Consider the following 24,817-nt stretch of genomic DNA (forward strand, 5'->3'; position numbering starts at 1 on the left):
GCCGGGCTGCGCGGGCGGCTGGGGCTCGGCCGGCGCGGGCGGCCCGAGGGGGACAGTGGCGGGGCGGACCCGGCGCCGCCCGGCCCCCTGTCGGTCCTGGCCTTCCAGGGCACCTGCGGCGGCGCCGGGGCCACGACGCTGGCGGTGACGCTGGCGGCCGAACTGGCGCGGCTGGGGCTGGAAACCTGCCTGCTGGACCTCGATCCGCAATTCGGCGGGGTGGCGACCTATCTGGACCTGCGCGCGCCCTCGCAGGTGGCCGATGCCTATCGCAACCTGACCCGTCTGGACACCGACGCCTTCCGCAGCTGCCTGGTCGAGGCGGCGCCGGGCCTGAAGGTATTCCCCGCGCCGGACGAGGTGCTGCCGCTGGACGCCATCGACGAGGAGTCGGTCAGCCGGCTGATCGGCTGCGCCCGGGCGGTGGCGCGGGTGGTGGTGATCGACATGCCGCACGCGCTGGCCGACTGGTCGGACCGCGCGTATGTCGAGGCGGACAGGGTCTATTGCGTCAGCCTGCCGGACGTGCGCTCGGCCCAGAACGCGCGCAAGCTGATGGCGCTGCTGTCCGGGGCGCGGCTGCCGCCGGGCCGGATGGTGCACTGCCTCAACCGCCTGCCGCAGCGGCGGCTGCCGCCCGAACTGCAGCGCAACATCGCCAGCTTCGAACAGGGACTGGGCCGGCCCTTCGCCGAACGGTTCGTCGATGGCGGCGTCGAGGTGTCGGCCGCCTGCGATCTCGGCACGCCGCTTGCAGAGCTGGCGGCGGCCAACCCGCTGCGACGGCAGGTCGCCGCCCTGGCCGACCGGCTGGCGGCGGACCACCGCACTGCGGCCGAAGCGCGCGGCGCAGGCCTTCTGGCGCCGCAAGGATCCCGGGCATGAGCATCTTTGACAAGTATCGGCAAAGTTTCGGCGAGTTCGGCTATGACGAGGCGCCCCCGGCGCAACGCGAGGCCGCGCCGCCCTCCGGCGAGGCGGAGGACGCCGCCCGCCGGATGCGCGAGTTCATGGCGCACCGGACCATGGAGGACCGGATGTCGGGCGGGCCGGGCGCGGCCCCCCGCACTGACGACGCCGCCGAGGCCGAGGCCGCCCGCGCCCGCCGCCGCAAGCTGGCCGACCTGCGCCAGCAGGCCCATGCGCAACTGCTGGAAACCTTCAACCTGTCCGCGCTGGTGCAGGCCAACGAGGCCGAGATCAAGACCGAGATCGGCAACATCGTCCGGGCGCTGGTGCCGCAGCAGGCCATCGCCCTCAGCCGGTCGGACCGCGACCAGATCATCGACGACCTCTATTACGAGGTGATGGGCCTCGGGCCGCTGGAAATCCTGATCAAGGACGACAGCATTTCCGACATCCTGATCAACGGGCCGGAACAGGTCTTCGTCGAACAGAACGGCATTCTCGAAGTCACCGACGTGTCCTTCCAGAACGAGGCGCATCTGCGCCGCATCCTGCAGAAGATCGTCGCGATGACCGGGCGGCGGCTGGACGAATCCACCCCCTATGTCGATGCCCGCCTGCCCGACGGGTCGCGGCTGAACGCGATCATCGCGCCCATTGCGCTCGACGGCACGCTGGTGTCGATCCGCAAGTTCAAGAAGGACAAGCTGAGCCTCGACCAGCTGGTGCTGTTCGACGCCTGCAGCGAGAAGATGGCGGCCTATCTGCGCGCGGCGGTGACGGCGCGGATGAACATCATCATCTCGGGCGGCACCGGATCGGGGAAGACCACGCTCCTGAACGCGCTGTCGGCCTATATCGGGCGGCGCGAACGGGTGCTGACCATCGAGGATACCGCCGAACTGCAGCTGCAGCAGGCCCATGTCGGGCGGATGGAAAGCCGCCCCGCCAATGTCGAGGGCAAGGGCGCGGTGACGCAGCGCGACTGCCTGAGGAACGCGCTCCGGATGCGGCCCGACCGGATCATCGTCGGCGAGACGCGCGGCGACGAGGTGATCGACATGCTGCAGGCGATGAACACCGGCCATGACGGGTCGATGACCACCATCCATGCCAACAGCGCCCGCGACGCGACCAGCCGGCTGGAGAACATGGTGGCCATGGCGGGGATCGAGATCCCGCTGGGGGCGCTGCGCCGCCAGATCGCCAGCGCCGTCAACCTGATCGTGCAGGTCAGCCGCCTGCAGGACGGCACCCGCCGCATCGTGTCGCTGACCGAGGTGGTGGGCTGCGAGGGCGACGTGCTGACGATGCAGGAACTGTTCTACTTCGAACATACCGGCGTCAGCCCGGATGGCCGGGTCGAGGGGCATTTCGTCGCCTCCGGCATCCGGTCGCATTATGCCGACCGCTTCAAGCGCTGGAACATCCGGCTGCCCGCCGACGTCTTCGGGGGCTGAGATGGGACCCTCCGCCTTCCTCAGCCTCGCCCTCGCGCTCGGTCTTGCGGCGCTGGCGGCGGCGATGGTCGTGGCGCTGTTGGACCGGGCGGCGCGCGACCGGCGGCGGGTCGAGCAGCGGTTTTCGGGCCGGGGCATCGAGCGGCGGCGCGTGGCGGTGCCGGCGGGCGGGGCCGCGCCGGTGCTGCGGCCGGTGTCGCGCGGCGGCTGGCTCGCCGAACTGACCGACGTGACGCCCGATGCCGTCGCGGCCTTCCGCGCCGACCTGCCGCCCTTCGCGGGTCTCATGCTGGCAATGGGGCTGGGTCTGGGGGTGCTGGCGGTGAACCGGATGCTGGGCATCGGGATCGCTCTGGCGGCGGCGGCGCTGGCACTGGCGGCGGTGCTGACGCTGGTGCTGGTGATCCGCTGGCGGCACCGCCGGCGGCTGCGGCTGATCGAGGCGAAGGTGCCCGAGGCGCTGGACATCATGGTGCGGGCGCTGCGCGTGGGCTCGCCGATCTCGGCCTCGATCCAGGTGGCGGGGCGCGACCTGACCGGGCCGATCGCGGAAGAGTTCACCAAGGCCGCCGAACAGGTCAGCTTCGGCAAGGATGTGGTGACGGCGCTGCGGGAACTGGCCGAACGCTGCCGCAGCCAGAACCTGCGCTTTCTCGCCACCGCCGTGGCGATCCAGTATGCGGCCGGCGGCAACCTCGCGGAGGTGCTGGACCGGCTGTCGGCGCTGGCCCGGCAGCGCCAGCAGCTGGCGCGCAAGATCTCTGCCATGACCGCCGAGGCGAAATGGTCCGGCCGGTTCCTGTCGGCCTTCCCGCTGGTGGCGGCGGGGCTGATCTGGGTGATCAACCCCGCCTATTTCGACACGATCGTCGGGCGGCCCTTCTTCTGGCCGATGCTGGGCATCGTCGGGTTCCTGCTGGTGCTGAACATCCTCTTCATGCAGCGGATGGTGCGGTTCGAATGACGCCTGTCGCCTCGCCCGCGCTGCTTCTGTTCCTGGCCTTCGCCGCGGGGCTGGTGCTGGCCGCGGCGGGCCTGATCCTTGCGGCGCGCGGCACGGCGGCGGCGCAGGCGGCCCGCCCGCCGCGGCCGGAACCGCTGATCTCGGCCCCGCAGCCCGAAACCCTGTCGGAACTGCGCCGCCAGCTGATCCAGGCGGGTTTCGGCCATCCCGCCGCGCCGCAGGTCTTCGTGCTGGCGAAGCTGGCGGCGGCGCTGGCCGGGGCGGCGCTCGCCGCGCTGGCGGTGGCGCTGCTGCCGCTGCTGTCGGGGCTGGCCGCGCCGCTGCGGCTGGCACTGGTCTTCCTCGGCTTCCTCGTCGGCTATCTGGTCCCCACGCTGGTCGTCGACCGCCGCCGCGCCGCCTATCGCCGCCGGATCGAGCTGGGCCTGCCCGACGCGCTGGACCTGATGCTGATCTGCGTCGAGGCCGGACAGTCGCTGGACCAGAGCGTGCAGCGGACCGCCCGCGAACTGGCGCCGATCCATCCCGACCTTGCGCTCGCCTTCGCCCGCGCGACCGAGGCGCTGGCGGCGGGGGCCGACCGGGAACAGGCCTTCCTGCGGATGGCGCAGGACACCGACAACGAGGATCTGCGCTCGTTCGCGGCGCTGGTGGTGCAAAGCGCGACGCTGGGCACGCCGGTGGCGCAGACGCTGCGCGTCTATGCCGCCGACCTGCGCGACCGCCGCATCCGCCGGATCGAGGAGCGCGCCAATGTCCTGCCCACCAAGATGACCCTCGGCACGATGATCTTCACCGTGCCGCCGCTGCTGATCCTGCTGATCACCCCCGCCGTCATCCGCATCCTCGATTCCTTCAAGTGACGGGAACCCCCTGACGTGGCCATGTCCCTTGCCACCGCGCCGCGCCTCGCCCCCACCCAGACCCCGCTGGCCCTCGCCTTCGGGCTGACGGTACTGGCCGCCGCCGCCCTGTCCGGCGCGACCGAGCCGCGGGGGCTGGCGCTGGCCACGGGCCTCGTGCTGGGGGTGACGCTGTTCAAGCTGCAACGCCAGTCGGGCGGGCTGCCCCGGCTGACGCTGGCGGCGCTGATCCTCGCCGGCGCGGGCATCGTGCTGTGGCACTCCCTCGTCCGCAGCGCCAGCGCGACGCGCGAGATCGAGACCGCCATCGCCTATCTGCTGGGCATGGCGGCGGCATGGCTGTTCGCGCGGGTGGATCGCATCGACCACCGGCTGGGCCGGCTCGGCACCCGGGCCACCGCCCTGGGGCTGGCGCTGCGGGCGGCCGGCCTGGTGCTGTTCCTCGCCCTGTGGCGCGGGGGCGAGGGCGTGGTCTTCGGCCGCCTGCCCCCGCCCGCCGAACTGGCCGAGACCCTGCTGGCCGCGCTGCATGTGCTGACCATGGCGCAATTCGCGGCGATCGCCGGCGAACGGCTGCCCGCCGACCGCCCCACCCGCCGCGCGGCGCTGACGGTGGCGACGCTTGCCGGCACCGGCACCGCGATCTTCTTCGACCTGCGGATGCGCGGCGCGCCCGAGGGCCTGCCCCCGGGGCTGCTGTCGATCACCGGGCTGATGCTGGTCGGGCTGCTGGTGCTGCAGATCCTGACCCGCCGGCGCATCGGCGCGCCGGTCGTGGCCTGCGCGATGGCGGGGCAATTGCCGGTCGTGGCGGCGCTGGTGTCCGAGGTTCATGTGCCGACGACCGGCCCCTTGGTCGCGCTGGGGCTGGGGCTGCTGTTGCTGTCGCTGCTGATCCTCGGGCTGCGGCTGGCCTATCCCGAGGGCGGCGCGGCCCGCGACCTCGCCCCCGGCACCACCGCGGGCTTTCAGGCGCAGGCGCAGGCCTGGCTCGCCGAACTGGACCTCGACCGGCGGCGGGTGCGCTTTCCGCTGCAGATCGACGGCAACGGCCCCGCGCCCGAGATGACCTTCACCGAATTCTTCGGCGCCGCGAATTTCGCCGACGTGCTGGAACTGCTGCGCCGCCTGCAGCAGCCGGGCGCCGCGCAGGCCGCCGCCGCCCAGCCCCGGATGACGATGGACCTGCCGCCGCCCGCGGGCAGCCCGCGCCCGGTGGTGGTGTCGATCCTCGCCGTGCAGGGGCAGCGCGGCTGGCTGGGACTGTCGAGCCTCGACGAAAGCCTGCAGTGGCGGCAGAGGGCGGCGCGGCTGGAAACGCAGCTGGCGCAGGCCCTGCTGCGCGAGGAGCGGCTGCTGTCCATCGCCTCGCACGAGCTGCGCACCCCGGTGGCGATCCTGTCGATGATGACCGAGGAACTGAAGTCGGGCGCCAGCTGGAACGACGTGTCGATCAGCTTCGAGGCGACGCTCGCCCGGCTGGTCGCCATCCTCGACGACCTGCGGGTGGGCAACGAGGGCATGCAGCGCAACGTCTTCGCCCTGCGCGAGATCGGGTTGCACCTGATGGAAACCTTCGGCGGTGCGGCGGCCGCGAACGGCATCGCGCTGCGGCTGGACCTGTCGCAGCTGTCGGACCTGCCCCTGCAGGGCGATCAGGCGCGGGTGCTGATCGCCCTGACGAAGCTGGTGCACAACGCGATCCTGCATTCCCGCGCCAGCACCGTCACCCTGACCGGCTTCGTGACGCTGCGCGACGAACATGCCGCCACCGTCACCTGGCAGGTGGCCGATGACGGCATCGGCATCCCGCCCGCCCGCCGCGACAGCCTGTTCGAGCCCTTCGACGGCGAGGCGAGTTCCACCGGCAACAGCGCGGCGGGGGCGGGCTTGGGCCTGTACACCGCGCGGCGGGCGATGCGGCTGATGGGCGGCGATCTGGTGCTGCAGCCGGCGGCGGACGATGCCCCCGCGCGGCCGGGGTCGATCTTCGTGCTGACCCATCCGGCGCGGCTGGCCGACCTACCCCCCGCGCCCGAGGCGGACCCCGCCCCCGCGCCCGAAAGCGACCTCGCCTATCCGGGGCTGAGCGCGCTTCTGGTCGAGGACAACCGCCTGGTGGGCGAGATCACCGCCAGCCGGCTGGGCAAGCTGTTCGGCCAGGTCTGGTGGGTGGAAACCGGGACCGAGGGGCTGGAGGCGTTCAGCCGTCAGCGCCCGGACATGATCTTCGTCGACCAGCTGCTGCCCGGCATGACCGGCAGCGAGATGGTGGCCGAGATCCGCAAGCTCGACCGCCGGGTGCCGGTGGTGGGCATCACCGCCTCGACCATGGGCGCGGAATGCGAGGAGCTGGAGGCCGCGGGCGCGAATATCGCGGTCGAGAAGCCGCTGAGCTTCATCCAGATCCAGGCCATCGCCCGCGACCTGCTGGGCGAGGCGGAGCCGGTGCCCGCCTGACGGATGCGGCGGGCGGCGGCGACCGCCGCCCGGACAGGTCGATTCAGTCCAGCCGGGTGACGAAGCGGGTGTCGAAATAGGCCTCGATCGCCTCGGACCCGCCTTCGGTGCCATAGCCCGAATCCTTGATGCCGCCGAAGGGCACCTCGGGCAGGGCCAGCCCCAGATGGTTGATCGTGGTCATACCCGCCTCGACCTCGGCCGCGATCCGCTGCGCCGCCCTGGCAGAGCCGGTCCAGGCATAGGCGGCCAGGCCGAAGGGCAGCCGGTTCGCCTCGGCAATCGCCGCGTCGAGCGAGTCCACGCGGTTGATCACCGCGACCGGGCCGAAGGGTTCCTCGTTCATGATCCGCGCCGAGGCCGGCACATCGGCCAGCACCGTGGGTTCATAGAACCAGCCCTCGTTGCCGATCCGCCGGCCGCCGGTCATCAGCCGCCCGCCCTGCTCTACCGCGTCCGCCACCAGCGCCTCCAGCGCCGGGATGCGCCGGTCATTGGCCAGAGGACCCATGTCGACGCCGCTGTCGAGCCCGCTTCCGACCTTCACCGCCTCGGCCGCCCTGACGAAGCCGTCGATGAAGCCGTCGGCCACCGGCGCCTCGACCAGGAAGCGGGTGGGCGAGACGCAGACCTGCCCGGCATTGCGGAACTTGTGCGCGGCCATCGTCGCCACCGCCTTGCCGATATCGGCATCGGCGGTGACGATCACCGGCGCATGGCCGCCCAGTTCCATCGTGGCGCGCTTCATGTGCTGGCCCGCCAGCGCCGCCAGATGCTTGCCGACCGGGGTCGATCCGGTGAAGGTGACCTTGCGGATCACCGGATGCGGGATCAGGTATTCCGAGATCTCGGCCGGGACCCCATAGAGCAGCCCGATCACCCCCGCCGGCACGCCCGCATCGGCGAAGCAGCGGATCAGTTCCGCGGGCGAGGCCGGGGTTTCCTCGGGCGCCTTGACGATGATCGAACAGCCCGCGGCCAGCGCCGCCGACAGCTTGCGCACCACCTGGTTGATGGGGAAGTTCCAGGGCGTGAAGGCCGCGACCGGCCCCACCGGCACCTTCACCGTCATCTGCGTCACCCCCGGCGCCCGGGCGGGGATCACCTGCCCATAGGCGCGCGGCGCCTCGCCTGCGAACCAGTCGATGACATCCGCGCCCGCCATCGCCTCCATCCGCGATTGCGCCAGCGGCTTGCCCTGTTCGCGCGTCATGATCCAGGCGATGTCCTCCGCCCGTTCCCGCAGCAGGGCCGCTGCCTTGCGCATCAGGCCCGCGCGGTCATGGGCCGAGGTCTTGCGCCAGACCGCGAAGCCGCGCTCCGCCGCCGCCAGCGCCGCGTCCATATCGGCCCGGCCCGCATGGGGAATGCGGCCGATCTCGGCCCCGGTGGCGGGATCGAAGACCGGAAGGCTGCGGCCATCCGCGGCCGGGCGCCAGGCGCCGTCGATATGAAGCAGCGTGTCGGGATAGCTTTGCATCTGTCGTCTCCTCTGGCCGGGTCATCTGCGGCGGGGTGCAGGGCGGGGCGCCCGCCGCCGGCGCGTCGCTCCGGGCTGCCGCCCGCCCCGGGCCGCCCCGTCGCGGCAAGTCTTACGCCGGCGCGGGAACGGGTGCGAGCGCAACTTGCGGCCGCGATGCGTCGTTTCCCGCACCGTCCCGATGCGCGGCGGCGCGGGATGGCCGACCCGCCGGGCAACCGGCCCGCCGGTCTTGAAGATCGCCGCCGGCCGGTCTACAGACGGCGCGGACACGCCAGACGCTCGCCTTCAGCCGTCCCGCCGCGATTGCCGCCGCGGCCAGCGAAAGTGAAGCGATGACCGTGACCCCTGCCTTTCCCGCCGATTCCGCGACCCTGTCGCCCGCCCCGATGCCCGCCTTCGCCCTTCTGGCTGGTGACGCCGCGCGCATCGCCGGGCCAGATGCGCAGCCGCTGCCCCCCGGCGGGGCGGCCGATCTGGGCGCCCGCCTTGCCGCGGCCTTTGCCGAAACCGGGCCGTGCGGCATCGTCGGGGGCACCCTGCCCTTCGATACGGCGGCGGCCGATGCGCTGTGGCTGAGCCGCCAGTGGTCCGCCGGCCCGCTGGCGGCGAGGACCGCGCCGGAACCGGTCGCCGCGCCCGGCGGCTGGACACTGCGGGAAGAGCCCCCGGGCGCGGACTATGCCGCCAGCGTGGCGGCGGCGTTGCGGATCATCGGCACCGGGGCACTGCGCAAGCTGGTGCTGGCCCGCAGCCTGACCGCCCGCGCGCCCGCCCCCATCGACCTTGCCGCGGTGCTGGCCCGGCTGGCGCTCGACCCCGCCGCCGCCGTCTTCCTGGCCCGCCTGCCCGGTCGCGACGGCGGGCCGCGCCATCTTGTCGGGGCGACGCCGGAACTGCTGGTCCGCAAGCGGGGCGCACAGGTCGCCTCGCATCCCCTCGCCGGTTCGCGGCCCCGCGCCGCCGATCCCGGCGACGACCGGGCCGCGGCGGCGGCGCTGGCCCGGTCCGACAAGGACCGCCGCGAACATGCGCTGGTGGTGGAATTCATCCTCGATACGCTCGCGCCCCTGTGCCGCACGCTCGACTGCCCCGAGGGCACGCGGCCCACGGCCACGCGCAGCATGTGGCATCTCGGCACCCGGATCGCGGGCGAGCTGCGCGACCCGGACCTGCCCGCGGCGCTGATCGCCGCCGCGCTGCATCCGACGCCCGCCGTCTGCGGCCTGCCCCGCGACAGGGCAGCGGCCGAGATCGCGCGGCTGGAACCGGTGCCGCGCGGCTTCTATGCCGGGGCGGTGGGCTGGTGCGGCGCGGATGGCGACGGCGACTGGTTCGTGGCGATCCGCTGCGCCGAGTTGGCGGGGCGCGCGGCGCGGCTCTTCGCCGGGGCGGGCATCGTCGCGGGATCGGACCCCGAGGCGGAACGGGCCGAAACGCAGGCCAAATTCGCGGCGCTTCTGGCGGGGCTGGGTCTTCCCCCGGCAGAAACCGGAGGGACCCCATGACCGACACGCCACGGCGGTTGCCCGCCATCGCCGCCTATCCGCTGCCTGCGGCGGCCGACCTGCCCGCGCCCCGTGCGCCCTTCCGGCTGGACCGGGCGCGGGCGGCGCTGCTGGTCCATGACATGCAAGCCTATTTCTGCGCCCCCTACCCGCAGGGCGACAGCCCTCTCGCCCCCGCCATCGCCCATATCGCGCGGCTGCTGGCGGCGGCGCGGGCGGCGGGGGTGCCGGTCTTCTATACCGCGCAGGAGCTGCGGCAGGACCGCCGCGACCGGGGGCTGCAGGCGGACCTGTGGGGGCCGGGGATGCAGGCGGAGGGCGCAGAGGCGATCCTGCCGGCGCTGGCCCCCGCCCCGGGCGATCATGTGCTGGTCAAGCATCGTTACAGCGCCTTCCAGCGGTCGAACCTCGAACCGCTGATGCGGGCGCGGGGGCGCGACCAGCTGATCGTCTGCGGCCTCTATGCCCATATCGGCTGCATGCTGACCGCCGCCGAGGCCTTCATGCGGGATATCGAGCCCTTCTTCGTGGCCGACGCGCTGGCCGATTTCAGCCGCGACCGGCATGACATGGCCCTGTCCTGGGTGGCGGAGATCTGCGGGGTGCCGATGATGACGGATCAGGTGGAGGCGCTGCTGTGACGGGATTCGGGCTGCAGGGTCGGCGGGCGCTGGTCACGGGCGCAGGCGGCGGCATCGGCCGCGCCACGGTGGCGGCGCTGGCGGCCGAGGGGGTGGAGGTGATCGCCACCGACCGCGCCCTGCCCGCCGAGCCGATCGCCGGCGCGCGCCACAGCCTGGCCCTGGACGTGACCGACAGCGCCGCCGTCGCCGCACTGGTGGCGCGGGTCGAGGCGGAGATCGGCCCCCTCGATATCGGCGTGTCGCTGGCCGGGGTGCTGGCGACCGGGCTGGTGGCCGATACCGGCGATGCCGACTGGCGCCGGGTCTTCGCGGTCAATTGCGACGGCGTCTTCCATGTCTGCCGGGCGCTGGCCGGGCCGATGCAGGCCCGCCGCCGCGGCGCCATCGTCGTCGTCAGCTCCAACGCCGCCGGCATCCCCCGGCACGGCATGGCGGCCTATGCGGCCTCGAAGGCGGCGGCAACGATGTTCACCCGCTGCCTCGGGCTGGAACTGGCGCCCTTCGGGGTGCGCTGCAACATCGTGGCGCCCGGATCGACGCTGACGCCGATGCAGACCGGCATGTGGGCGGATGCCTCGGGCGGCGACCGGGTGATCGCCGGATCGCCCGAAACCTTCCGCACCGGCATCCCGCTGGGCAGGATCGCCCGGCCCGAGGATGTGGCCGATGCGGTGGTCTATCTCGCCTCGGACCGGGCGGCGCATGTCACCATGGCCGATCTTTATGTCGATGGCGGCGCCACGCTGCGGGGATAGTCCCGGCGGATGATGCCCCGGCGAAGCTCCGCCGGCACAGGCCGTCGTGTTGTTATACTGTGACATTCGGCGGCTATAGCTCCCCTGCCAAGCAACCAAGCCAGGGGACATCACCATGAACCAGCGCCAGATTTTCCGCACCTCGAGGCTCGAGGAGGCCGACGGTCCCGGTCTGAACCCGACCGGTAACCCGACCATGGGCGACATCATCACTGCCCGCTTCTCGCGCCGCGGTTTCCTGCAGCGCTCGATGGCCACCGCCGCCATCGCCGCCACCGTGTCGCCGCTGGCGCTGATCGCCGCCGACGAGGCGCGCGCGCAGGGCACCGGTTCCGTCTTCGACTTCCCCGAGGTCGAGGCCGGCGTGGACGCCAACCATCACGTCGCCGAAGGCTATGACGCCGACATCCTGCTGCGCTGGGGCGACAAGGTCTTTGCCGACGCGCCCGAATTCGACCCGACCGCGCAGTCCGAAGCCGCGCAGGAACGCCAGTTCGGCTATAACAACGACTTCGTGGGCTTCATCCCGCTGGACGGCGCCACCGATCGCGGCCTGCTGGTCGTGAACCACGAATACACCAACGAACACCTGATGTTCCCGGGCATCGTCACCCTGCAGGACGGCAAGATCACCGTCGCCGACGCCACCGCCGAGCGCGTGGGCATCGAGATGGCCGCGCATGGCGGCACCATCATCGAGATCCGCAAGGAAAACGGCAAGTGGACGCCGGTTCTCGACGCGCCGCTGAACCGCCGCATCACCGCCAAGACCCGGATGCAGCTGAGCGGCCCCGCCGCCGGCCACGAGCGTCTGCGCACCTCGGCCGATGCCGAAGGCCGCACCGTCTATGGCACGATCAACAACTGCGCCGGCGGCGTGACCCCGTGGGGCACCTACATCATGGCCGAGGAGAACATCCACGGCTATTTCATGGGGGAACTGCCGGCGGATCACCGCGAAGCCGCCAACTACGACCGTCTGGGCGTGCCCGGCGGCGACTACCAGTGGGGCCGCTACGAGACCCGCTTCGACATCGGCCAGGAGCCGAACGAGCCGAACCGCTTCGGCTGGGTCGTCGAGGTCGACGTGATGGACCCGACCTCGGTGCCGAAGAAGCGCACCGCGCTCGGCCGGTTCAAGCATGAGGGCGCCGAAAGCGTCGTGGCCGCGGATGGCCGCGTCGTGTTCTACCTCGGCGATGACGAACGCTTCGACTATGTCTACAAGTTCGTGACCGCCGGCGCCTACAACCCCGACGACCGCGCCGCCAACATGGACCTTCTCGACGAAGGCACGCTCTATGTCGCGCGCTTCGACGAGGACGGCACGATGGTCTGGATGCCGCTGGTGCATGGCGAAGGCCCGCTGACCGCCGAGAACGGCTTCGACAGCCAGGCGGATGTGCTGATCGAAACCCGCCGCGCCGCCGACCTGCTGGGCGCGACGCCGATGGACCGCCCCGAGGACATCCAGCCGAACCCGACCACGGGCCGCGCCTATGTCATGCTGACCAACAACACCCGCCGCGAAGAGGCGAATGCCGCCAACCCGCGCGTGGACAACGCCTTCGGCCATATCATCGAGATCCTCGAGGACAACCAGGACTTCACCGCGACCGGCGGCCGCTGGGAAATCCTGCTGCAATGCGGCGATCCGTCTGTCGCGGAGGTCGGCGCGACCTTCTCGACCGAAACGACCCGGAACGGCTGGTTCGGGATGCCCGACAACGCCGCCGTGGACGCCGACGGCCGCCTGTGGGTGTCGACCGATGGCAACAGCAACGAATCCACCGGCCGCACCGACGGCCTGTGGGCGGTCGATACCGAAGGCGACGCGCGGGGCACCTCGCGCCTGTTCTACCGCGTGCCGGTCGGCGGCGAGATGTGCGGCCCCTGCCCGACCCCGGACATGACCACCATGTTCGTCGCGGTGCAGCACCCGGGCGACGGCGGCGACGACTGGGAAGGCCATGGCCGCCCGTCCTATTACGAGGACCTGTCGACCCGCTGGCCGGATTTCGACGACGCGATGCCGGTGCGCCCGGCTGTCGTGGCGATCACCCGGCAGGGCGGCGGCCGCATCGGCTGATCCGGCCCCGGCCGAACCGACAGGACCGGCGGCGGCAGCGATGCCGCCGCCGGTTCCGTTTCAGGCAGCGCAGCGGGCGCGCGGACCGGCAGCGGGCGTTGGAGTGCCCGGCGCCGGCTGCCCCGTGCGCGTGTCAGGCCGCGTCCTCGGCCGCGTCTTCCGCCGCCTCCTCGGCCTCTTCCTCGGCCGATTGCCGCGCCCACATCGCCGCATAGCGCCCGCCGCGCAGCAGCAGATCGTCATGCCGGCCCTGTTCGACGATGCGGCCCTGTTCCAGCACCACGATCAGGTCGGCATCGGCGATGGTGGACAGCCGGTGCGCGATGGTGATGACCGTCCGGCCCCGGCCCATGGCGCGCAGGGAGTCCTGGATGTCGCGTTCCGTCTGGGTGTCGAGCGCCGAGGTCGCCTCGTCCAGAAGCAGGATCGGCGGGTTCTTCAGCAGCGTCCGGGCGATGCCGACGCGCTGCTTCTCGCCGCCCGACAGCTTCAGCCCGCGCTCGCCCACGGTGGTGTCATAGCCTTCGGGCAGCGCGAGGATGAAGTCGTGGATCTTCGCGGCCCGGGCCGCCGCCAGCACCTCGTCGCGGCTGGCATCGGGACGGCCATAGGCGATGTTGTAGAAGATGGTGTCGTTGAACAGCACCGTGTCCTGCGGCACCACGCCGATGGAATCGTGCAGGCTTTGCTGCGTCACCTCGCGCAGGTCCTGCCCGTCGATGCGGATCGCGCCGCCGGTCACGTCGTAGAAGCGGAACAGCAGCCGCCCGATGGTGGACTTGCCCGAGCCCGAGGGACCGACGATGGCCACCGTCTGCCCCGCGGGCACGGTCAGCGACACGCCCTTCAGGATCGGGCGGGCGGCGTCATAGCCGAACTCCACCCGGTCGAGCGTGATCTCGCCCCCCGTCACCCGCAGCGCCGGCGCGCCGGGACGATCCGTCACCTCGGCCGGCTGGCCGAGCAGCCCGAACATCTCGCCCATGTCGACCAGCGCCTGCCGGATCTCGCGATAGACGGTGCCGAGGAAGCCCAGGGGCAGCGTGATCTGGATCATGTAGGCGTTGACCATGACGAAATCGCCCACGGTCAGCACCCCGGCCATCACCCCCCGCGCCGCCATCACCATGACGATCACCAGACCCGTGGTAATGATCATCGCCTGACCGGCGTTCAGGAAGGCGAGGCTCTGCCCGGTCTTCACCGCCGCGACCTCGTAGCCCTGCATGGCGCGGTCATAGCGTCCGGCCTCGCGCCCCTCGGCGCCGAAATACTTCACCGTCTCGAAGTTCAGCAGGCTGTCGATGGCCTTCTGGTTCGCGTCGGTGTCCTGGTCGTTCATCTGCTGGCGGATCTTCACCCGCCATTCGGTGACCTTGAAGGTGAAGGTGACATAGGCCCAGATCGTCACCACCACGACCAGCGCATACCAGATGTCGAAGGCCACGGCGAAGACGACCGTCACCAGCGCCAGTTCGATGATCAGCGGCCCGACCGAGAACAGCATGAAGCGCAGCAGGAAGTCGACGCCCTTCACCCCACGCTCGATGATCCGGCTCAGCCCGCCGGTCTTGCGGGTGATGTGATAGCGCAGCGACAGCGCGTGGATATGGGTGAAGGTTTCCAGCGCCAGCTGCCGCAGCGCCCGCTGCCCCACCCGCACGAAGACCGCGTCGCGCAATTCGCCGAAGGCCACCGCCCCGAGCCGGGCCATGCCATAGGCGACCGTCAGCCCGACCGCGCCCACCGCCAGCAGGAAGCCGTCGTCGCGCGCCTCGCCCGTCAGCCCGTCCACCGCTGCCTTGTAGAGGAACGGCGTCAGGATCGACACGACCTTCGCCAGCACCAGCGCCGCCAGCGCCAGCGTGACCCGGCGCCGGATCCAGCGGTTTTCGTCCCCCGGCGGCCACAGGTAGGGCGCCACGCGGCGCATGGTCTGCAGCCCCGCGCCGCGCGGGCGGGCGGTCGGTTCGGGTGTCGTGTCGGTCATTCGTGCTCTCCCGCGGGGCGGTTCCGGCGCGCGCTGGCCCCGGTGGTTGATCGCGCCGTCCCGATACCCTAGTTGTAGCGAAGGTTCAACCGTTCAAGAGCAGTTGAAGAATGGAGCGCAAACAGGTTCTCGCGGCGCTTGCGGCGCTGGCCAGCGAAACGCGGCTGGACCTCGTGCGCCTGCTGGTCGAGGCCGGCGACAAAGGGCTGGCGGCGGGCGAGATCGGGCGCAGGCTCGGCATCGCGGCCTCGCGGCTGTCCTTCCACCTCGCCGCGCTGGAACAGGCGGGGCTGGTCAGCTCGCGCCGGGAATCGCGCAACGTGATTTATGCCGCCAGCTTTCGCGGCATCGGCCAGACCTTCGGCTATCTGCTGAACGACTGCTGCCTCGACCATCCCGAGGTGCGCGCCTGCTGCCGGGCACGGGGCGAATGCGCCGGCGGCACGGGACCCGCGGCCCCCGCCCCCGGGCTGGTCATTCCGGCGGAACCTCCCGCGGGACGGTGAAGACCTGCCCGGGATAGATCAGGTCCGGGTCGCGGATCTGGCTGCGATTGGCCTCGAACAGCCGGACGTACTGAAAGCCGTCGCCGTAATTTTCGGTGGCGATGCCCCAGAGGGTGAAACCCGGCTGCACGGTGATCTGCACGAAGCGCAGCCGGTCGGCCTCTGCCGGGGCGAGCGTCTCTGCCGCCGGTGCGCCGGAGGCGATGCCGGGCGCGGCAGGCGCGGCCGTGACGGCGGCGGGCGCCACCGGGGCCAGTGCCGGGGCAGCGGCGCCCGGGGCCGCGGCGACGGGCGCGGGGGATGCGGCAGGCGCGGCGGCGGCGACCTCGGCCGGGACCGCCTGCGCGCTGTCCTGTCCCACGGTCTGCGCGACGTCCTGCGCCGCCCGCGCCATGGCGGCGGCGAGAACCTCGGGCGCCTCGCGCTGGAACGGCGTCTCGAACCGCGACCGCACCTTGCCATCCGGCCCGACCTGATCGACCCGCAGCGTGTAGATGCCGGATTCGAGCCCCGCCAGCCGGGTGGTCCAGCGCCCGTCCGGCCCCACCGGGGCCGAGGCGATCAGCCCGCCATCGACATAGACCCGCGCCTCGCCGCCGCCGCCCGCCCGGCCGGCTAGGGTGACCTCGCCCGCCGCGTCATAGGCGATGGCGTCGACCACGACATTCTCTCCCAACGGCGCGGGCGACAGCACCGACACGCCGGCGCGGTCGGCCAGCAGCACGGTCGGCGCCTCTGCCGGCGCGGGGGCAGCGGGTGCGAGGGCGGAGGGCGGTTCGGGTGCGGGGGCTGCGGCAGACGGGTCCTCGGCGAGGGCGGTTGCGGCCGCTTCGGGCGGCGCGGCGGCGGCCACCTGCCCCGGCACCGGTGTAGTCTCCGGCGCGGTCTCCGGTGCCGTCCGGGGGGCCAGCACCACCCGCTGGTCGGATTCGGTGACCTGCCCGTCGGCGCCGGTCACCCGCAGCCGCAGCTCGCGCGGGGCCGCCGCCAGCGGCACATCCGCCAGCAGCGCGAAATCGCCGCGCGCATTGGTATCGCCGCTGGCCACCTCGGCCCCGTCCGCCAGCAGCGCGACGCGGGCGCCGGGCGCGGCGCGGCCCGCCACCTGCACCCCGCCCTCGGCATCGGCGCGCACCGTGTCGAATTCGGGCAAGGGCGCCGCCGGCGCTGCGGTCGGTTCGGCAGGCGTCTCGGGCGTTGCGGGCGTCTCGGGGGAGAGGACCGCTGCTGTCTCTGCGGCAGGTTCGGCCCCCGCTTCCGGCACGGGCGCAGTCGCAGCTTCGGGCGCAGCCGCCCCTTCGGGCGCAGCCGCCGGCACCGGTTCCCGGACATCGGCCGGGGCAGCCGCCACCTCGGACCCCGCCTCCGCCACATCGGCAGCACCGGGCGCGGCCTCGGTCGTCGCAGGTGCGGGTTCCACATCGGGCCGGATCAGCCAGAAGCCGAGGATCGCCGCGACTACCACGCCCGCAGCAATGCCGGCCGCGAGCCCCGGTCCCAGCCCCGTCGTTGCGCGGGCGTCGCCGCCTGCCATGCCGCTGTCGGCGGGCGTCGCGCCCGCCGGTCCTTCCGCTGCCATCCGAGTCCCCCTGCCGCGGTTGCCGACCGCGCTTGAGAGACCATAGCAACCCCGGTATCAGGGGTCAAAGATACGCTGGTCCGCCAGCCGGATAGAGAAAGAGCGATGCCGAATTACACACGTTCCGTCTGCGTCTTCTGCGGCTCGCGCGCGGGCGGCGACCCCGCCTTCACCGAGGCGGCGCAGGCCACCGGGCGGATGCTGGCGCGCAACGGCTGGCGGCTGGTCTATGGCGCGGGCGATATCGGACTGATGGGCGAGGTGGCGCGCGCCGCCCAGACCGAGGGCGGCCAGACCTTCGGGGTGATCCCCGTGCACCTGCTGTCGAAGGAGAAGGGCAAGCGCGACATCTCGACCTTCATCGTCACCGAGAACATGCATGAGCGGAAGAAGGTCATGTACATGAACTCGGATGCCATCGTGGTGCTGCCGGGCGGGGCCGGCACGCTGGACGAGCTGTTCGAGGTGGTGACCTGGCGGCAGATCGGCCTGCATGGCAAGCCGATCCTGCTGCTGAACACCGCGGGCTACTGGTCGCCGCTGGTGGCGCTGACCCGCTCGGTCATCGACCATGGCTTCGCCGAGGAAAGCCTCGCGGGCTTCATGGAACCGGTGGAGGATGTGGCGGCGCTGGAACAGCGGCTGGCGGCGGCGCTGGCCTGAGCGCCGCCGCCGCGGCCGCCCGTCAGTCGGCTTCGGCGAGATCGGCGGCCAGGATGCGGGCGATGTCCGGCACCGGATGGCCGGTCAGCGTCTTTGGCACCTCGGCGATAACCCGGTCGCTGACCTCCTTGTGCAGCGCCGGGCGCATCGCGCCCAGAACGACGGGCGGGGCGGCGATCACCAGCCGGTCGAAGGCGCCTTCATGCGCCCGGTGATACAGCCAGTCGGCCAGATCGGTGGCGAAGCGTTCCTTGCCCTGCCGCTGGAAATCCGTCTCTTCCATGCTGGACCCGGTGCCGTCGCCGCGATTGCCGGCGCTGCCGGGGCGGTCGGTCGCCTGATCGCGGTCCGGCGGATTGAACTGCGCCTGTTCCTCGCGGACATGCAGCATCGGGGTGCCCCCCGCGACTTCGGTGTCGAAGACCATCGCCTTGCGGCCATCGGCCACCACTACCCAGGTTCCATCGGTCAGACGTTTCATGTGCCTCCTTGGCCCGCGACTGGACACGGGCTGCCGGGATCAACCCGCGGGGCAGGCCCGCTGTTCCGGGCGGCACGCCGCCGGAACCCGGACATGGCAAGGGCCCGCCGGGATCCGGCGGGCCCCGAAGGCCGCAAGGCAGGGGGGCCGAAGCCCCCGCGGCCCAAATGGATCACATGCGCGAGGCGACGTTTTCCCAGTTGACCAGCTTGTCGAGGAAGTTGGTCAGATAGGCCGGACGCTTGTTGCGGAAGTCGATGTAATAGCTGTGCTCCCACACGTCGCAGCCCAGAAGGGCGGTCTGGCCGAAGCAGAGCGGGTTGACGCCGTTCTCGGTCTTGGTGACCTTCAGGCCGCCATCGGCATCCTTCACCAGCCAGGCCCAGCCCGAACCGAACTGGCCCGCGCCCGCCGCCGCGAACTCTTCCTTGAACTTGTCGACCGAACCGAAGCTGTCGGTCAGGGCCTTTTCCAGCTCGCCCGGCATGGCCTTGGCCTCGCCCGGACCCATCATCTCCCAGAACTGCATGTGGTTCCAGTGCTGGCTGGCATTGTTGAAGATGCCGTTCTGCGCCACGGCGCCGGGCTGGTAGGTGCCCTTGACGATCTCTTCCACCGTCTTGCCGTCCCATTCGGTGCCGGCGATCAGCTTGTTGCCGTTGTCGACATAGGCCTTGTGGTGGATGTCGTGGTGATACTCCATCGTCTCCTTCGACATGCCGAGCGCGGCCAGCGCGTCATGGGCATAGGGAAGATCGGGAAGGGTGAAAGCCATCTGTCTGTCCTTTCGCGCGGTTGTGCGGTCGGTATCCTGCGGCGCGGCCACGCGCCATCCGCCGCCGGGTGGCGGCAAGTCGGGCACCGGTCGCCAACGTCTTTAGACGGGGGCCGGTTCCCGAGGTCAAGGCCAGATGCGGGGGCGGCGGCTGCGCCGGCGCCGCGCGGCGGCCGGCACATGGCCGGCACGCCCTGGTCCCCCTGCACCTGACCGAAATATCGTCTGAGGGTGAGTTGCGGCGCCAGCCGCAAGAGGGGGGGCAGACAGCCCCCCTTCCGTCACGCCGTCAGCTCCGACCCCGGCCGCACCGCGTTGTCCAGCAGGCCGAAGGCATAGGCCGCGACCGAGCGGAAGCAGACGATGCGCCAGTCGCCGGGCGCGGCCTGCCACAGCGCGGCTGCGACCTGCGCCATCCGGCTGCGGCGGATCTCGTCCGGCTCCATCGCGGCGAAATCGACCGGGAACAGCTTGGCCAGCGCCTGCACCGCCTTGTCGCCCGTCACCGCGAACATTGCCCGTGCGTCCGACACCTCGGCCACCAGCGCATGTTCGCCCGCCAGCGCCGCCTGCAGCGCGGTCGCCGCCCCGGGCGCATCGGCATGGGGCAGGATCAGCAGCAGTTCGTCCGGCGACATCCATGCGGCGGCGCGGTCCCCCGCCTGCACGATCCGGCGCGGCCCGGGCATGGCGCAGCCGGTGGCCTGCTGCACCGCCGCCGCCAGGACGGGCGAGGCCAGATCGCCCCGCAGCGTGATCATCCCCTGCAGCCCGGCCTCGGCCACGGTGGCGAAGCCGGCGGCGCGGCGGCCCGGCAGGGCGCTTTGCGGTTCAGACATCCTGCTTCGCTCCTTCCCGGTCGTAGAAGACCTGATCGACGATCCGCGCCTGCACCACCTTGCCGCCGACGGTGGGGAAGTCGAGCACCTCGCCCATCCGGTCCGGTCCGTGGCGGACGAGGCCCATGGCGATGCCCCGTCCCAGGGTGGGCGAGAAATAGGTCGAGGTGACGCGCCCCTGCGTCAGCCGCTGGCCGTTGGCATTGGTGCCCTCGGCCACCGCATAGGCGCCTTCGGGCAGGACCGAACCGTCGAGCGTTTCCAGCCCCACCAGCCGCCAGCGCGCCGGGTCCGCCATGTGCGACCGCTCCTGCGCGCGCTTGCCCAGATAGTCGGCCTTCTTCTTCGAGATCGCCCAGCCCAACCCCAGATCCTGCGGGATCACCGTGCCGTCGGTTTCGTCGCCGATCATGATGAAGCCCTTCTCGGCGCGCAGGACGTGCAGGCATTCGGTGCCATAGGGCATCAGCCCGAATTCCGCCCCCGCCGCAACGCAGGCTTCCCAGAATTCCGCGCCGCGGCTGGCCGGGATCGCGACCTCATAGGACAACTCGCCCGAGAAGGAGATGCGGAACACCCGCGCCGGGATGCCGGCCAGCCGGCCCTCGGCCCAGGTCATGAAGGGCAGCGCCGCCTTCGACACGTCCATCCCGCCCAGCTTTTCCAGCAGCCGCCGCGCCTCGGGCCCCACGACCGCCACCTGCGCGAACTGCTCGGTCAGGTTGGCGACATGGACCTTCCAGTCCCACCATTCGCATTGCAGCCAGTCTTCCATATGGGCGTGGATGCGGTCCGCCCCGCCGGTGGTGGTGTGGCACAGCCAGGTGTCCTCGGTCAGCCGGGCCACCACGCCGTCGTCGATCAGGAAGCCGTTGTCCGAACACATCAGCCCATAGCGGCACTTGCCCACCGGCAGCGTGGACATGAGGTTGGTGTAGAGCATGTCGAGGAAGCGCCCCGCATCCGGCCCCTTTACCACCAGCTTGCCCAGCGTCGAGGCATCGAGCAGCCCCAGCCGTTCGCGCGTGTTGCGCACCTCGCGGTTCACCGCCTCGTGGCTGCTTTCGCCGGGGCGGCGATAGCAGAAGGGACGGCGCCACAGGCCCACCGGCTCCCATTCCACGCCATGCGCCTGATGCCAGTCGTGGATCGGGGTGCGGCGCAGGGGCTGGAAGATCTCGCCCCGCGCCTCGCCCCCGATCGCCCCCAGCGTCAAGGGCGTGTAGGGCGGGCGGAAGGTGGTGGTGCCGGTGGCCGGGATCGGTTGATGCAGCGCATCCGAAAGCACCGCCAGACCGTTGATGTTGCTGAGTTTCCCCTGATCCGTCGCCATGCCGAGCGTGGTGTAGCGCTTGGTATGTTCGACGCTTTCATAGCCCTCGCGCGCGGCCAGCTGCACGTCCGACACCTTCACGTCGTTCTGGTAGTCGAGCCACATCTTCGCCTTCAGCGCCGGACCCGCGCCCTGCGGCATGATCCAGACCGGCTCCATCGGCGCCTCGTCATCCGCCGCGGCGGAGGGGGCCGGACCCTGCCCGCCCGCGGCGGCATGGGCATCGGCCAGCACGTCGGCCGCGGTCAGCGCGCCCGAGGCCGCGCCCGCCGTCACCGCGATCGGCTGGCCCGCATCGCCGGTGGGCGGCCGGGCGGGATCGGGGCGGAACATCGACCGCGTCTCGTCCCAGACCAGCTTGCCGCCGCAATGGCTCCACAGATGCACGGCGGGCGACCAGCCGCCCGACATGGCGACGGCATCGCAGCCGATCTCCTCCAGCACCGCGCCCTGCCCGGCCTGGGCGCAGATCGCGACCCCGGCGACGCGCTTGCCGCCCTTGACCTTGGCCACGGCGCGGCCCTCCAGCACCCGCACGCCGCGCGCCCGCACCGCCTGCGGCAGCGCGCCGGTGACCGAGGCCCGCGCGTCGATCACCGCCGGCACCACCAGCCCGGCATCGAGCAGCGCCAGCGCCGTGCGATAGGCGTCGTCGTTGTTGGTGACGATCACCGTGCGGTCGCCGGGGCTGATCGCCCAGTTCACGACGAAATCGCGCACCGCGCCCGCCAGCATCACCCCCGGCAGGTCGTTCCCGGCAAAGGACAGCGGCCGTTCGATCGCACCCGCGGCCACCACGGTCATCCCGGCGCGGATGCGCCACAGCCGCTGGCGCGGCCGCCCGTCGCCCGGCGTGTGGTCGGCGATCCGCTCGCCCGCCAGCGCGTAGCCGTGGTCGTAAAGCCCGGTCACCTGGGTGCGCAGCCGCATCGTGACGTTCGGCATCGCCGCCAGCGCCGCCACCGTGCCCGCCACCCAGTCGGCCGCGGGCTGGCCGTCGATCGCCGCGCCGTCGACCGGCGCCCGGCCGCCCCAATGCGCTGCCTGTTCCAGCAGGATCACCCGCTGCCCCGCCCGCGCCCCGGCCAGCGCCGCGGTCAACCCGGCGATGCCGCCCCCCGCCACCAGCAGGTCGCAGAAGGCATAGGCCTGTTCATAGCGGTCGGCATCGCCGCCCTGCGGCACCCGGCCCAGCCCCGCCGACTGGCGGATGAAGGGTTCGTAGACATGTTTCCAGAACGGGCGGGGATGGATGAACATCTTGTAGTAGAAGCCCGCGGGCAGGAACCGGGCCAGCGCGTCGTTGACCGCGCCCACATCCAGGTCGAGCGTCGGCCAGCGGTTCTGGCTGATCGCGGTCAGGCCGTCGAAGGTCTCGGTCGTGGTGGCGCGCTGGTTCGGCTCGAACCGCGCGCCCTCGCCCAGACCGACCAGCGCGTTCGGCTCTTCGGGGCCGGAGGCGACGATGCCGCGCGGGCGGTGATACTTGAAGGACCGGCCGACCAGCATCTGGTCGTTGGCCAGCAGCGAGGCGGCGAGCGTGTCGCCCGCGAAACCCGTCATCGTCCTGCCGTCGAAGCGGAAGCTCAGCGGTTTCGTGCGGTCGATCAGCCGGCCGCCGCGGCTCAGGCGGGCGCTCATTGCGCGTCCTCCGGGGTTGCTGCGTCCCAATCGGACAGGTCGGCCGAGGGCCGTTTCGCGCGGATCGCGGCCAGCAGGTCGGCCGGCGGCCGCGCGGTCTGCGCGGGATAGGTGCCGAAGACCTCGAGCGTGACGGTGCAGCGCGCGGCGATGAACCACTTGCCGCAGCCATAGGCATGGCGCCAGCGTTCGAAATGCACGCCCTTCGGGTTCTTGCGGGCGAACATGTAGGCCTCGAACTGCTCGTCGCTGTCGCCGGGGCCATAACGCTTCAGATGCGCCTCGCCGCCAAGGGCAAGCTCGGTTTCCTCGGCCGTCACGCCGCAATGGGGACAGGTCAGGATCAGCATGGCAGATGTCCGGTCTGGCGGCGAGGCCGGGGGCTTCGCGCCCCCGGACCCCCGCGGGATATTTGAGCCGACAAGAAGCTGCAGCGACGGGAAGGCATCAATGCGCCACCCCCGCCGCCACGCTTTCGTCGATGAAGCGGCCTTCCCTGAAGCGGTTCAGCCCGAATTCCGCGGCGAGCGGCCCGGGCGTGCCTTTGGCCACCAGTTCGGCCATCGCCCAGCCCGATCCGGGGATCGCCTTGAACCCGCCGGTGCCCCAGCCGCAATTGACGAAGATGTTGCCCACCGGCGTCGCCGACAGGATCGGCGAGCGGTCGCCGGTCATGTCCACGATCCCACCCCACTGGCGCAGCATCTTCAGCCGGCTGATCATCGGGAAGGTCTCGATCAGCGCCCGCACGGTTTCCTCGACATGCTGCCAGGATCCGCGCTGCGTGTAGTTGTTGAACCCGTCGGTGCCGCCGCCGATCACCATCTCGCCCTTGTCGGATTGCGACATGTAGCCATGCACGGTGTTGGCCATCACCACCACGTCCATGCAGGGCTTGATCGGTTCCGACACCAGCGCCTGCAGCGCCATCGACTCGATCGGCAGCCGGAAGCCCGCCATGCCGGCCAGAACCGAGGAATGGCCCGCCACGACGATGGCGAGCTTGCCGCAGTCGATCGCGCCCCTGGCGGTGTCGATCCCCTGCACCGCGCCGTTGGCGGTGCGGATGCCCGTCACCTCGCATTGCTGGATGATGTCCATGCCCATGGCCGAACAGGCCCGCGCATAGCCCCAGGCCACCGCATCGTGCCGCGCGGTGCCGCCGCGGGCCTGATACAGCGCGCCGAGGACGGGGTAGCGCGGCCCGTCGATATTGATGATCGGCACCAGTTCCTTGACCTTGGCCGGTTCGATCCATTCCGTCGCCACGCCCTGCAGCAGGTTGGCATGGACGGTGCGCTTGTAGCCCCGCACCTCGTGATGGGTCTGGGCCAGCATCAGGAGGCCGCGCGGGCTGAACATCACGTTGTAGTTCAGGTCCTGGCTCAGCCCTTCGTACAGCTGCAGCGCCTTGTCGTAGATCGCCGCCGAGGGGTCCTGCAGGTAGTTCGAGCGGATGATGGTGGTGTTGCGGCCGGTATTGCCGCCGCCGAGCCAGCCCTTCTCGATCACCGCGACATTGGTGATGCCGAAATTCTTGCCGAGGTAATAGGCGGTGGCGAGCCCGTGCCCGCCCGCGCCGATCACCACCACGTCATAGCGGGATTTCGGCTGCGGGCTGCGCCAGGCCCGTTCCCAGCCCGTGTGCCAGCGCAGCGCCTCGCGCGCGACGGCGAAAACCGAATAGCGTTTCATGTCCTGCCCTTCCCGCCTGCCGGCCCCGCGCCCCGATTCCGCCGCGGCGGCCCGCCCGTCGTTCTTGAAGAATGCGCACGGGGCGGGGCCATCGGCAAACGTCGTTTTCGGCACAAATGCGACATGCCGCCGGCAGGCCCGCCGCGGTCCTGCGGGCGGGCGCGCCGCCGCCTGCGACAGATCGCG

The 24,817-nt window shown here is 71.5% G+C and carries 20 protein-coding genes; 11 read left to right on the forward strand and 9 right to left on the reverse strand.

Going from position 1 to position 24,817, the window contains the following annotated elements:
* The 5 genes from EEY80_RS06970 to EEY80_RS06990 all read left to right on the forward strand — a co-directional run.
* Window positions 1-885 (forward strand): AAA family ATPase (locus EEY80_RS06970; protein WP_164738175.1); only part of this gene is annotated, 885 nt, incomplete at its 5' end.
* Between the two features lie 2 nt (window positions 886-887).
* The gene (locus tag EEY80_RS06975; RefSeq protein WP_407920724.1) at window positions 888-2,366 is read left to right on the forward strand and encodes a CpaF family protein; all 1,479 of its coding nucleotides are present in this window, start codon (window positions 888-890) and stop codon (window positions 2,364-2,366) included.
* A 1-nt stretch (window position 2,367) separates the two neighbouring features.
* Window positions 2,368-3,330, forward strand: a complete 963-nt coding sequence (locus EEY80_RS06980) for a type II secretion system F family protein (protein ID WP_126975877.1) — start codon at window positions 2,368-2,370, stop codon at window positions 3,328-3,330.
* Window positions 3,327-4,193 carry a type II secretion system F family protein gene (locus tag EEY80_RS06985; RefSeq protein ID WP_126975878.1) on the forward strand — a complete coding sequence of 289 codons (867 nt, stop codon included), beginning with the start codon at window positions 3,327-3,329 and terminating at the stop codon, window positions 4,191-4,193. Before EEY80_RS06980 ends, EEY80_RS06985 begins: the two co-directional genes overlap by 4 nt.
* A 21-nt stretch (window positions 4,194-4,214) precedes the next feature.
* On the forward strand, window positions 4,215-6,653 hold the full coding sequence (locus EEY80_RS06990) for an ATP-binding protein (protein ID WP_164738176.1): 2,439 nt from the start codon (window positions 4,215-4,217) through the stop codon (window positions 6,651-6,653).
* Window positions 6,654-6,696: 43 nt separating this feature from the next.
* Here EEY80_RS06990 and EEY80_RS06995 read toward each other — a convergent pair whose 3' ends face one another.
* The gene (locus EEY80_RS06995) at window positions 6,697-8,133 is read right to left on the reverse strand and encodes an NAD-dependent succinate-semialdehyde dehydrogenase (protein WP_126975880.1); all 1,437 of its coding nucleotides are present in this window, start codon (window positions 8,131-8,133) and stop codon (window positions 6,697-6,699) included.
* Between the two features lie 335 nt (window positions 8,134-8,468).
* Here EEY80_RS06995 and EEY80_RS07000 point away from each other — a divergent pair, with 335 nt between their 5' ends.
* The 4 genes from EEY80_RS07000 to EEY80_RS07015 all read left to right on the forward strand — a co-directional run bounded on the left by EEY80_RS07000 (window position 8,469) and on the right by EEY80_RS07015 (window position 13,129).
* Window positions 8,469-9,641, forward strand: a complete 1,173-nt coding sequence (locus tag EEY80_RS07000) for an isochorismate synthase (protein WP_126975881.1) — start codon at window positions 8,469-8,471, stop codon at window positions 9,639-9,641.
* A complete protein-coding gene (locus EEY80_RS07005) occupies window positions 9,638-10,282 on the forward strand; it encodes an isochorismatase family protein (RefSeq protein WP_126975882.1) in 645 nt (214 codons plus the stop codon). The genes EEY80_RS07000 and EEY80_RS07005 overlap by 4 nt, the downstream gene beginning before the upstream one ends.
* Window positions 10,279-11,040 (forward strand): 2,3-dihydro-2,3-dihydroxybenzoate dehydrogenase, encoded by a 762-nt coding sequence (locus EEY80_RS07010; RefSeq protein ID WP_126975883.1) that lies wholly within the window; start codon window positions 10,279-10,281, stop codon window positions 11,038-11,040. The genes EEY80_RS07005 and EEY80_RS07010 overlap by 4 nt, the downstream gene beginning before the upstream one ends.
* A gap of 115 nt (window positions 11,041-11,155) precedes the next feature.
* The gene (locus EEY80_RS07015; RefSeq protein ID WP_126975884.1) at window positions 11,156-13,129 is read left to right on the forward strand and encodes a PhoX family protein; all 1,974 of its coding nucleotides are present in this window, start codon (window positions 11,156-11,158) and stop codon (window positions 13,127-13,129) included.
* 133 nt (window positions 13,130-13,262) lie between these two features.
* On the opposite strand, the gene EEY80_RS07020 is transcribed toward EEY80_RS07015, so the two are convergent.
* Window positions 13,263-15,119 carry an ABCB family ABC transporter ATP-binding protein/permease gene (locus tag EEY80_RS07020; RefSeq protein WP_126975885.1) on the reverse strand — a complete coding sequence of 619 codons (1,857 nt, stop codon included), beginning with the start codon at window positions 15,117-15,119 and terminating at the stop codon, window positions 13,263-13,265.
* Between the two features lie 110 nt (window positions 15,120-15,229).
* Between EEY80_RS07020 and EEY80_RS07025 the strand changes: the two genes are divergently transcribed.
* Window positions 15,230-15,625: an ArsR/SmtB family transcription factor gene (locus tag EEY80_RS07025; protein ID WP_126975886.1), complete on the forward strand. Its 396-nt coding sequence runs from the start codon at window positions 15,230-15,232 to the stop codon at window positions 15,623-15,625.
* On the opposite strand, the gene EEY80_RS20400 is transcribed toward EEY80_RS07025, so the two are convergent.
* On the reverse strand, window positions 15,594-17,204 hold the full coding sequence (locus EEY80_RS20400; RefSeq protein WP_235829736.1) for a LysM peptidoglycan-binding domain-containing protein: 1,611 nt from the start codon (window positions 17,202-17,204) through the stop codon (window positions 15,594-15,596). The two genes, EEY80_RS07025 and EEY80_RS20400, sit on opposite strands and share 32 nt — an antisense overlap.
* Window positions 17,205-17,309: 105 nt before the next feature.
* Between EEY80_RS20400 and EEY80_RS07035 the strand changes: the two genes are divergently transcribed.
* Complete coding sequence (locus tag EEY80_RS07035) at window positions 17,310-17,867, forward strand: LOG family protein (protein ID WP_126975887.1); 558 nt, start codon at window positions 17,310-17,312, stop codon at window positions 17,865-17,867.
* Window positions 17,868-17,889: 22 nt separating this feature from the next.
* Here EEY80_RS07035 and EEY80_RS07040 read toward each other — a convergent pair whose 3' ends face one another.
* The 6 genes from EEY80_RS07040 to EEY80_RS07065 form a co-directional block, all read right to left on the reverse strand.
* Window positions 17,890-18,348: a baeRF12 domain-containing protein gene (locus tag EEY80_RS07040; protein WP_126975888.1), complete on the reverse strand. Its 459-nt coding sequence runs from the start codon at window positions 18,346-18,348 to the stop codon at window positions 17,890-17,892.
* A 172-nt stretch (window positions 18,349-18,520) separates the two neighbouring features.
* A complete protein-coding gene (locus EEY80_RS07045; protein ID WP_126975889.1) occupies window positions 18,521-19,123 on the reverse strand; it encodes a superoxide dismutase in 603 nt (200 codons plus the stop codon).
* Between the two features lie 281 nt (window positions 19,124-19,404).
* Window positions 19,405-19,962, reverse strand: a complete 558-nt coding sequence (locus EEY80_RS07050) for a sarcosine oxidase subunit gamma (protein ID WP_126975890.1) — start codon at window positions 19,960-19,962, stop codon at window positions 19,405-19,407.
* On the reverse strand, window positions 19,955-22,936 hold the full coding sequence (locus tag EEY80_RS07055; RefSeq protein ID WP_126975891.1) for a sarcosine oxidase subunit alpha family protein: 2,982 nt from the start codon (window positions 22,934-22,936) through the stop codon (window positions 19,955-19,957). Before EEY80_RS07055 ends, EEY80_RS07050 begins: the two co-directional genes overlap by 8 nt.
* Complete coding sequence (locus EEY80_RS07060) at window positions 22,933-23,286, reverse strand: sarcosine oxidase subunit delta (RefSeq protein ID WP_126975892.1); 354 nt, start codon at window positions 23,284-23,286, stop codon at window positions 22,933-22,935. The genes EEY80_RS07055 and EEY80_RS07060 overlap by 4 nt, the downstream gene beginning before the upstream one ends.
* Window positions 23,287-23,383: 97 nt before the next feature.
* Window positions 23,384-24,631 (reverse strand): sarcosine oxidase subunit beta family protein, encoded by a 1,248-nt coding sequence (locus EEY80_RS07065; protein ID WP_126975893.1) that lies wholly within the window; start codon window positions 24,629-24,631, stop codon window positions 23,384-23,386.
* Window positions 24,632-24,817: the final 186 nt, after the last annotated feature.

This window comes from Frigidibacter oleivorans (assembly GCF_003993775.1).
Lineage (GTDB): Bacteria > Pseudomonadota > Alphaproteobacteria > Rhodobacterales > Rhodobacteraceae > Frigidibacter > Frigidibacter oleivorans.

Bases quoted from the DNA above. Each gene is read 5' to 3' on its own strand.
- EEY80_RS06980 (WP_126975877.1), top strand. From the start codon at position 2,368: ATGGGACCCTCCGCCTTCCTCAGCCTCGCCCTCGCGCTCGGTCTTGCG.
- EEY80_RS06985 (WP_126975878.1), top strand. From the start codon at position 3,327: ATGACGCCTGTCGCCTCGCCCGCGCTGCTTCTGTTCCTGGCCTTCGCC.
- EEY80_RS06990 (WP_164738176.1), top strand. From the start codon at position 4,215: ATGTCCCTTGCCACCGCGCCGCGCCTCGCCCCCACCCAGACCCCGCTG.
- EEY80_RS06995 (WP_126975880.1), bottom strand. From the start codon at position 8,133: ATGCAAAGCTATCCCGACACGCTGCTTCATATCGACGGCGCCTGGCGC.
- EEY80_RS07000 (WP_126975881.1), top strand. From the start codon at position 8,469: ATGACCGTGACCCCTGCCTTTCCCGCCGATTCCGCGACCCTGTCGCCC.
- EEY80_RS07005 (WP_126975882.1), top strand. From the start codon at position 9,638: ATGACCGACACGCCACGGCGGTTGCCCGCCATCGCCGCCTATCCGCTG.
- EEY80_RS07015 (WP_126975884.1), top strand. From the start codon at position 11,156: ATGAACCAGCGCCAGATTTTCCGCACCTCGAGGCTCGAGGAGGCCGAC.
- EEY80_RS07020 (WP_126975885.1), bottom strand. From the start codon at position 15,119: ATGACCGACACGACACCCGAACCGACCGCCCGCCCGCGCGGCGCGGGG.
- EEY80_RS07025 (WP_126975886.1), top strand. From the start codon at position 15,230: ATGGAGCGCAAACAGGTTCTCGCGGCGCTTGCGGCGCTGGCCAGCGAA.
- EEY80_RS20400 (WP_235829736.1), bottom strand. From the start codon at position 17,204: ATGGCAGCGGAAGGACCGGCGGGCGCGACGCCCGCCGACAGCGGCATG.
- EEY80_RS07035 (WP_126975887.1), top strand. From the start codon at position 17,310: ATGCCGAATTACACACGTTCCGTCTGCGTCTTCTGCGGCTCGCGCGCG.
- EEY80_RS07040 (WP_126975888.1), bottom strand. From the start codon at position 18,348: ATGAAACGTCTGACCGATGGAACCTGGGTAGTGGTGGCCGATGGCCGC.
- EEY80_RS07045 (WP_126975889.1), bottom strand. From the start codon at position 19,123: ATGGCTTTCACCCTTCCCGATCTTCCCTATGCCCATGACGCGCTGGCC.
- EEY80_RS07050 (WP_126975890.1), bottom strand. From the start codon at position 19,962: ATGTCTGAACCGCAAAGCGCCCTGCCGGGCCGCCGCGCCGCCGGCTTC.
- EEY80_RS07055 (WP_126975891.1), bottom strand. From the start codon at position 22,936: ATGAGCGCCCGCCTGAGCCGCGGCGGCCGGCTGATCGACCGCACGAAA.
- EEY80_RS07060 (WP_126975892.1), bottom strand. From the start codon at position 23,286: ATGCTGATCCTGACCTGTCCCCATTGCGGCGTGACGGCCGAGGAAACC.
- EEY80_RS07065 (WP_126975893.1), bottom strand. From the start codon at position 24,631: ATGAAACGCTATTCGGTTTTCGCCGTCGCGCGCGAGGCGCTGCGCTGG.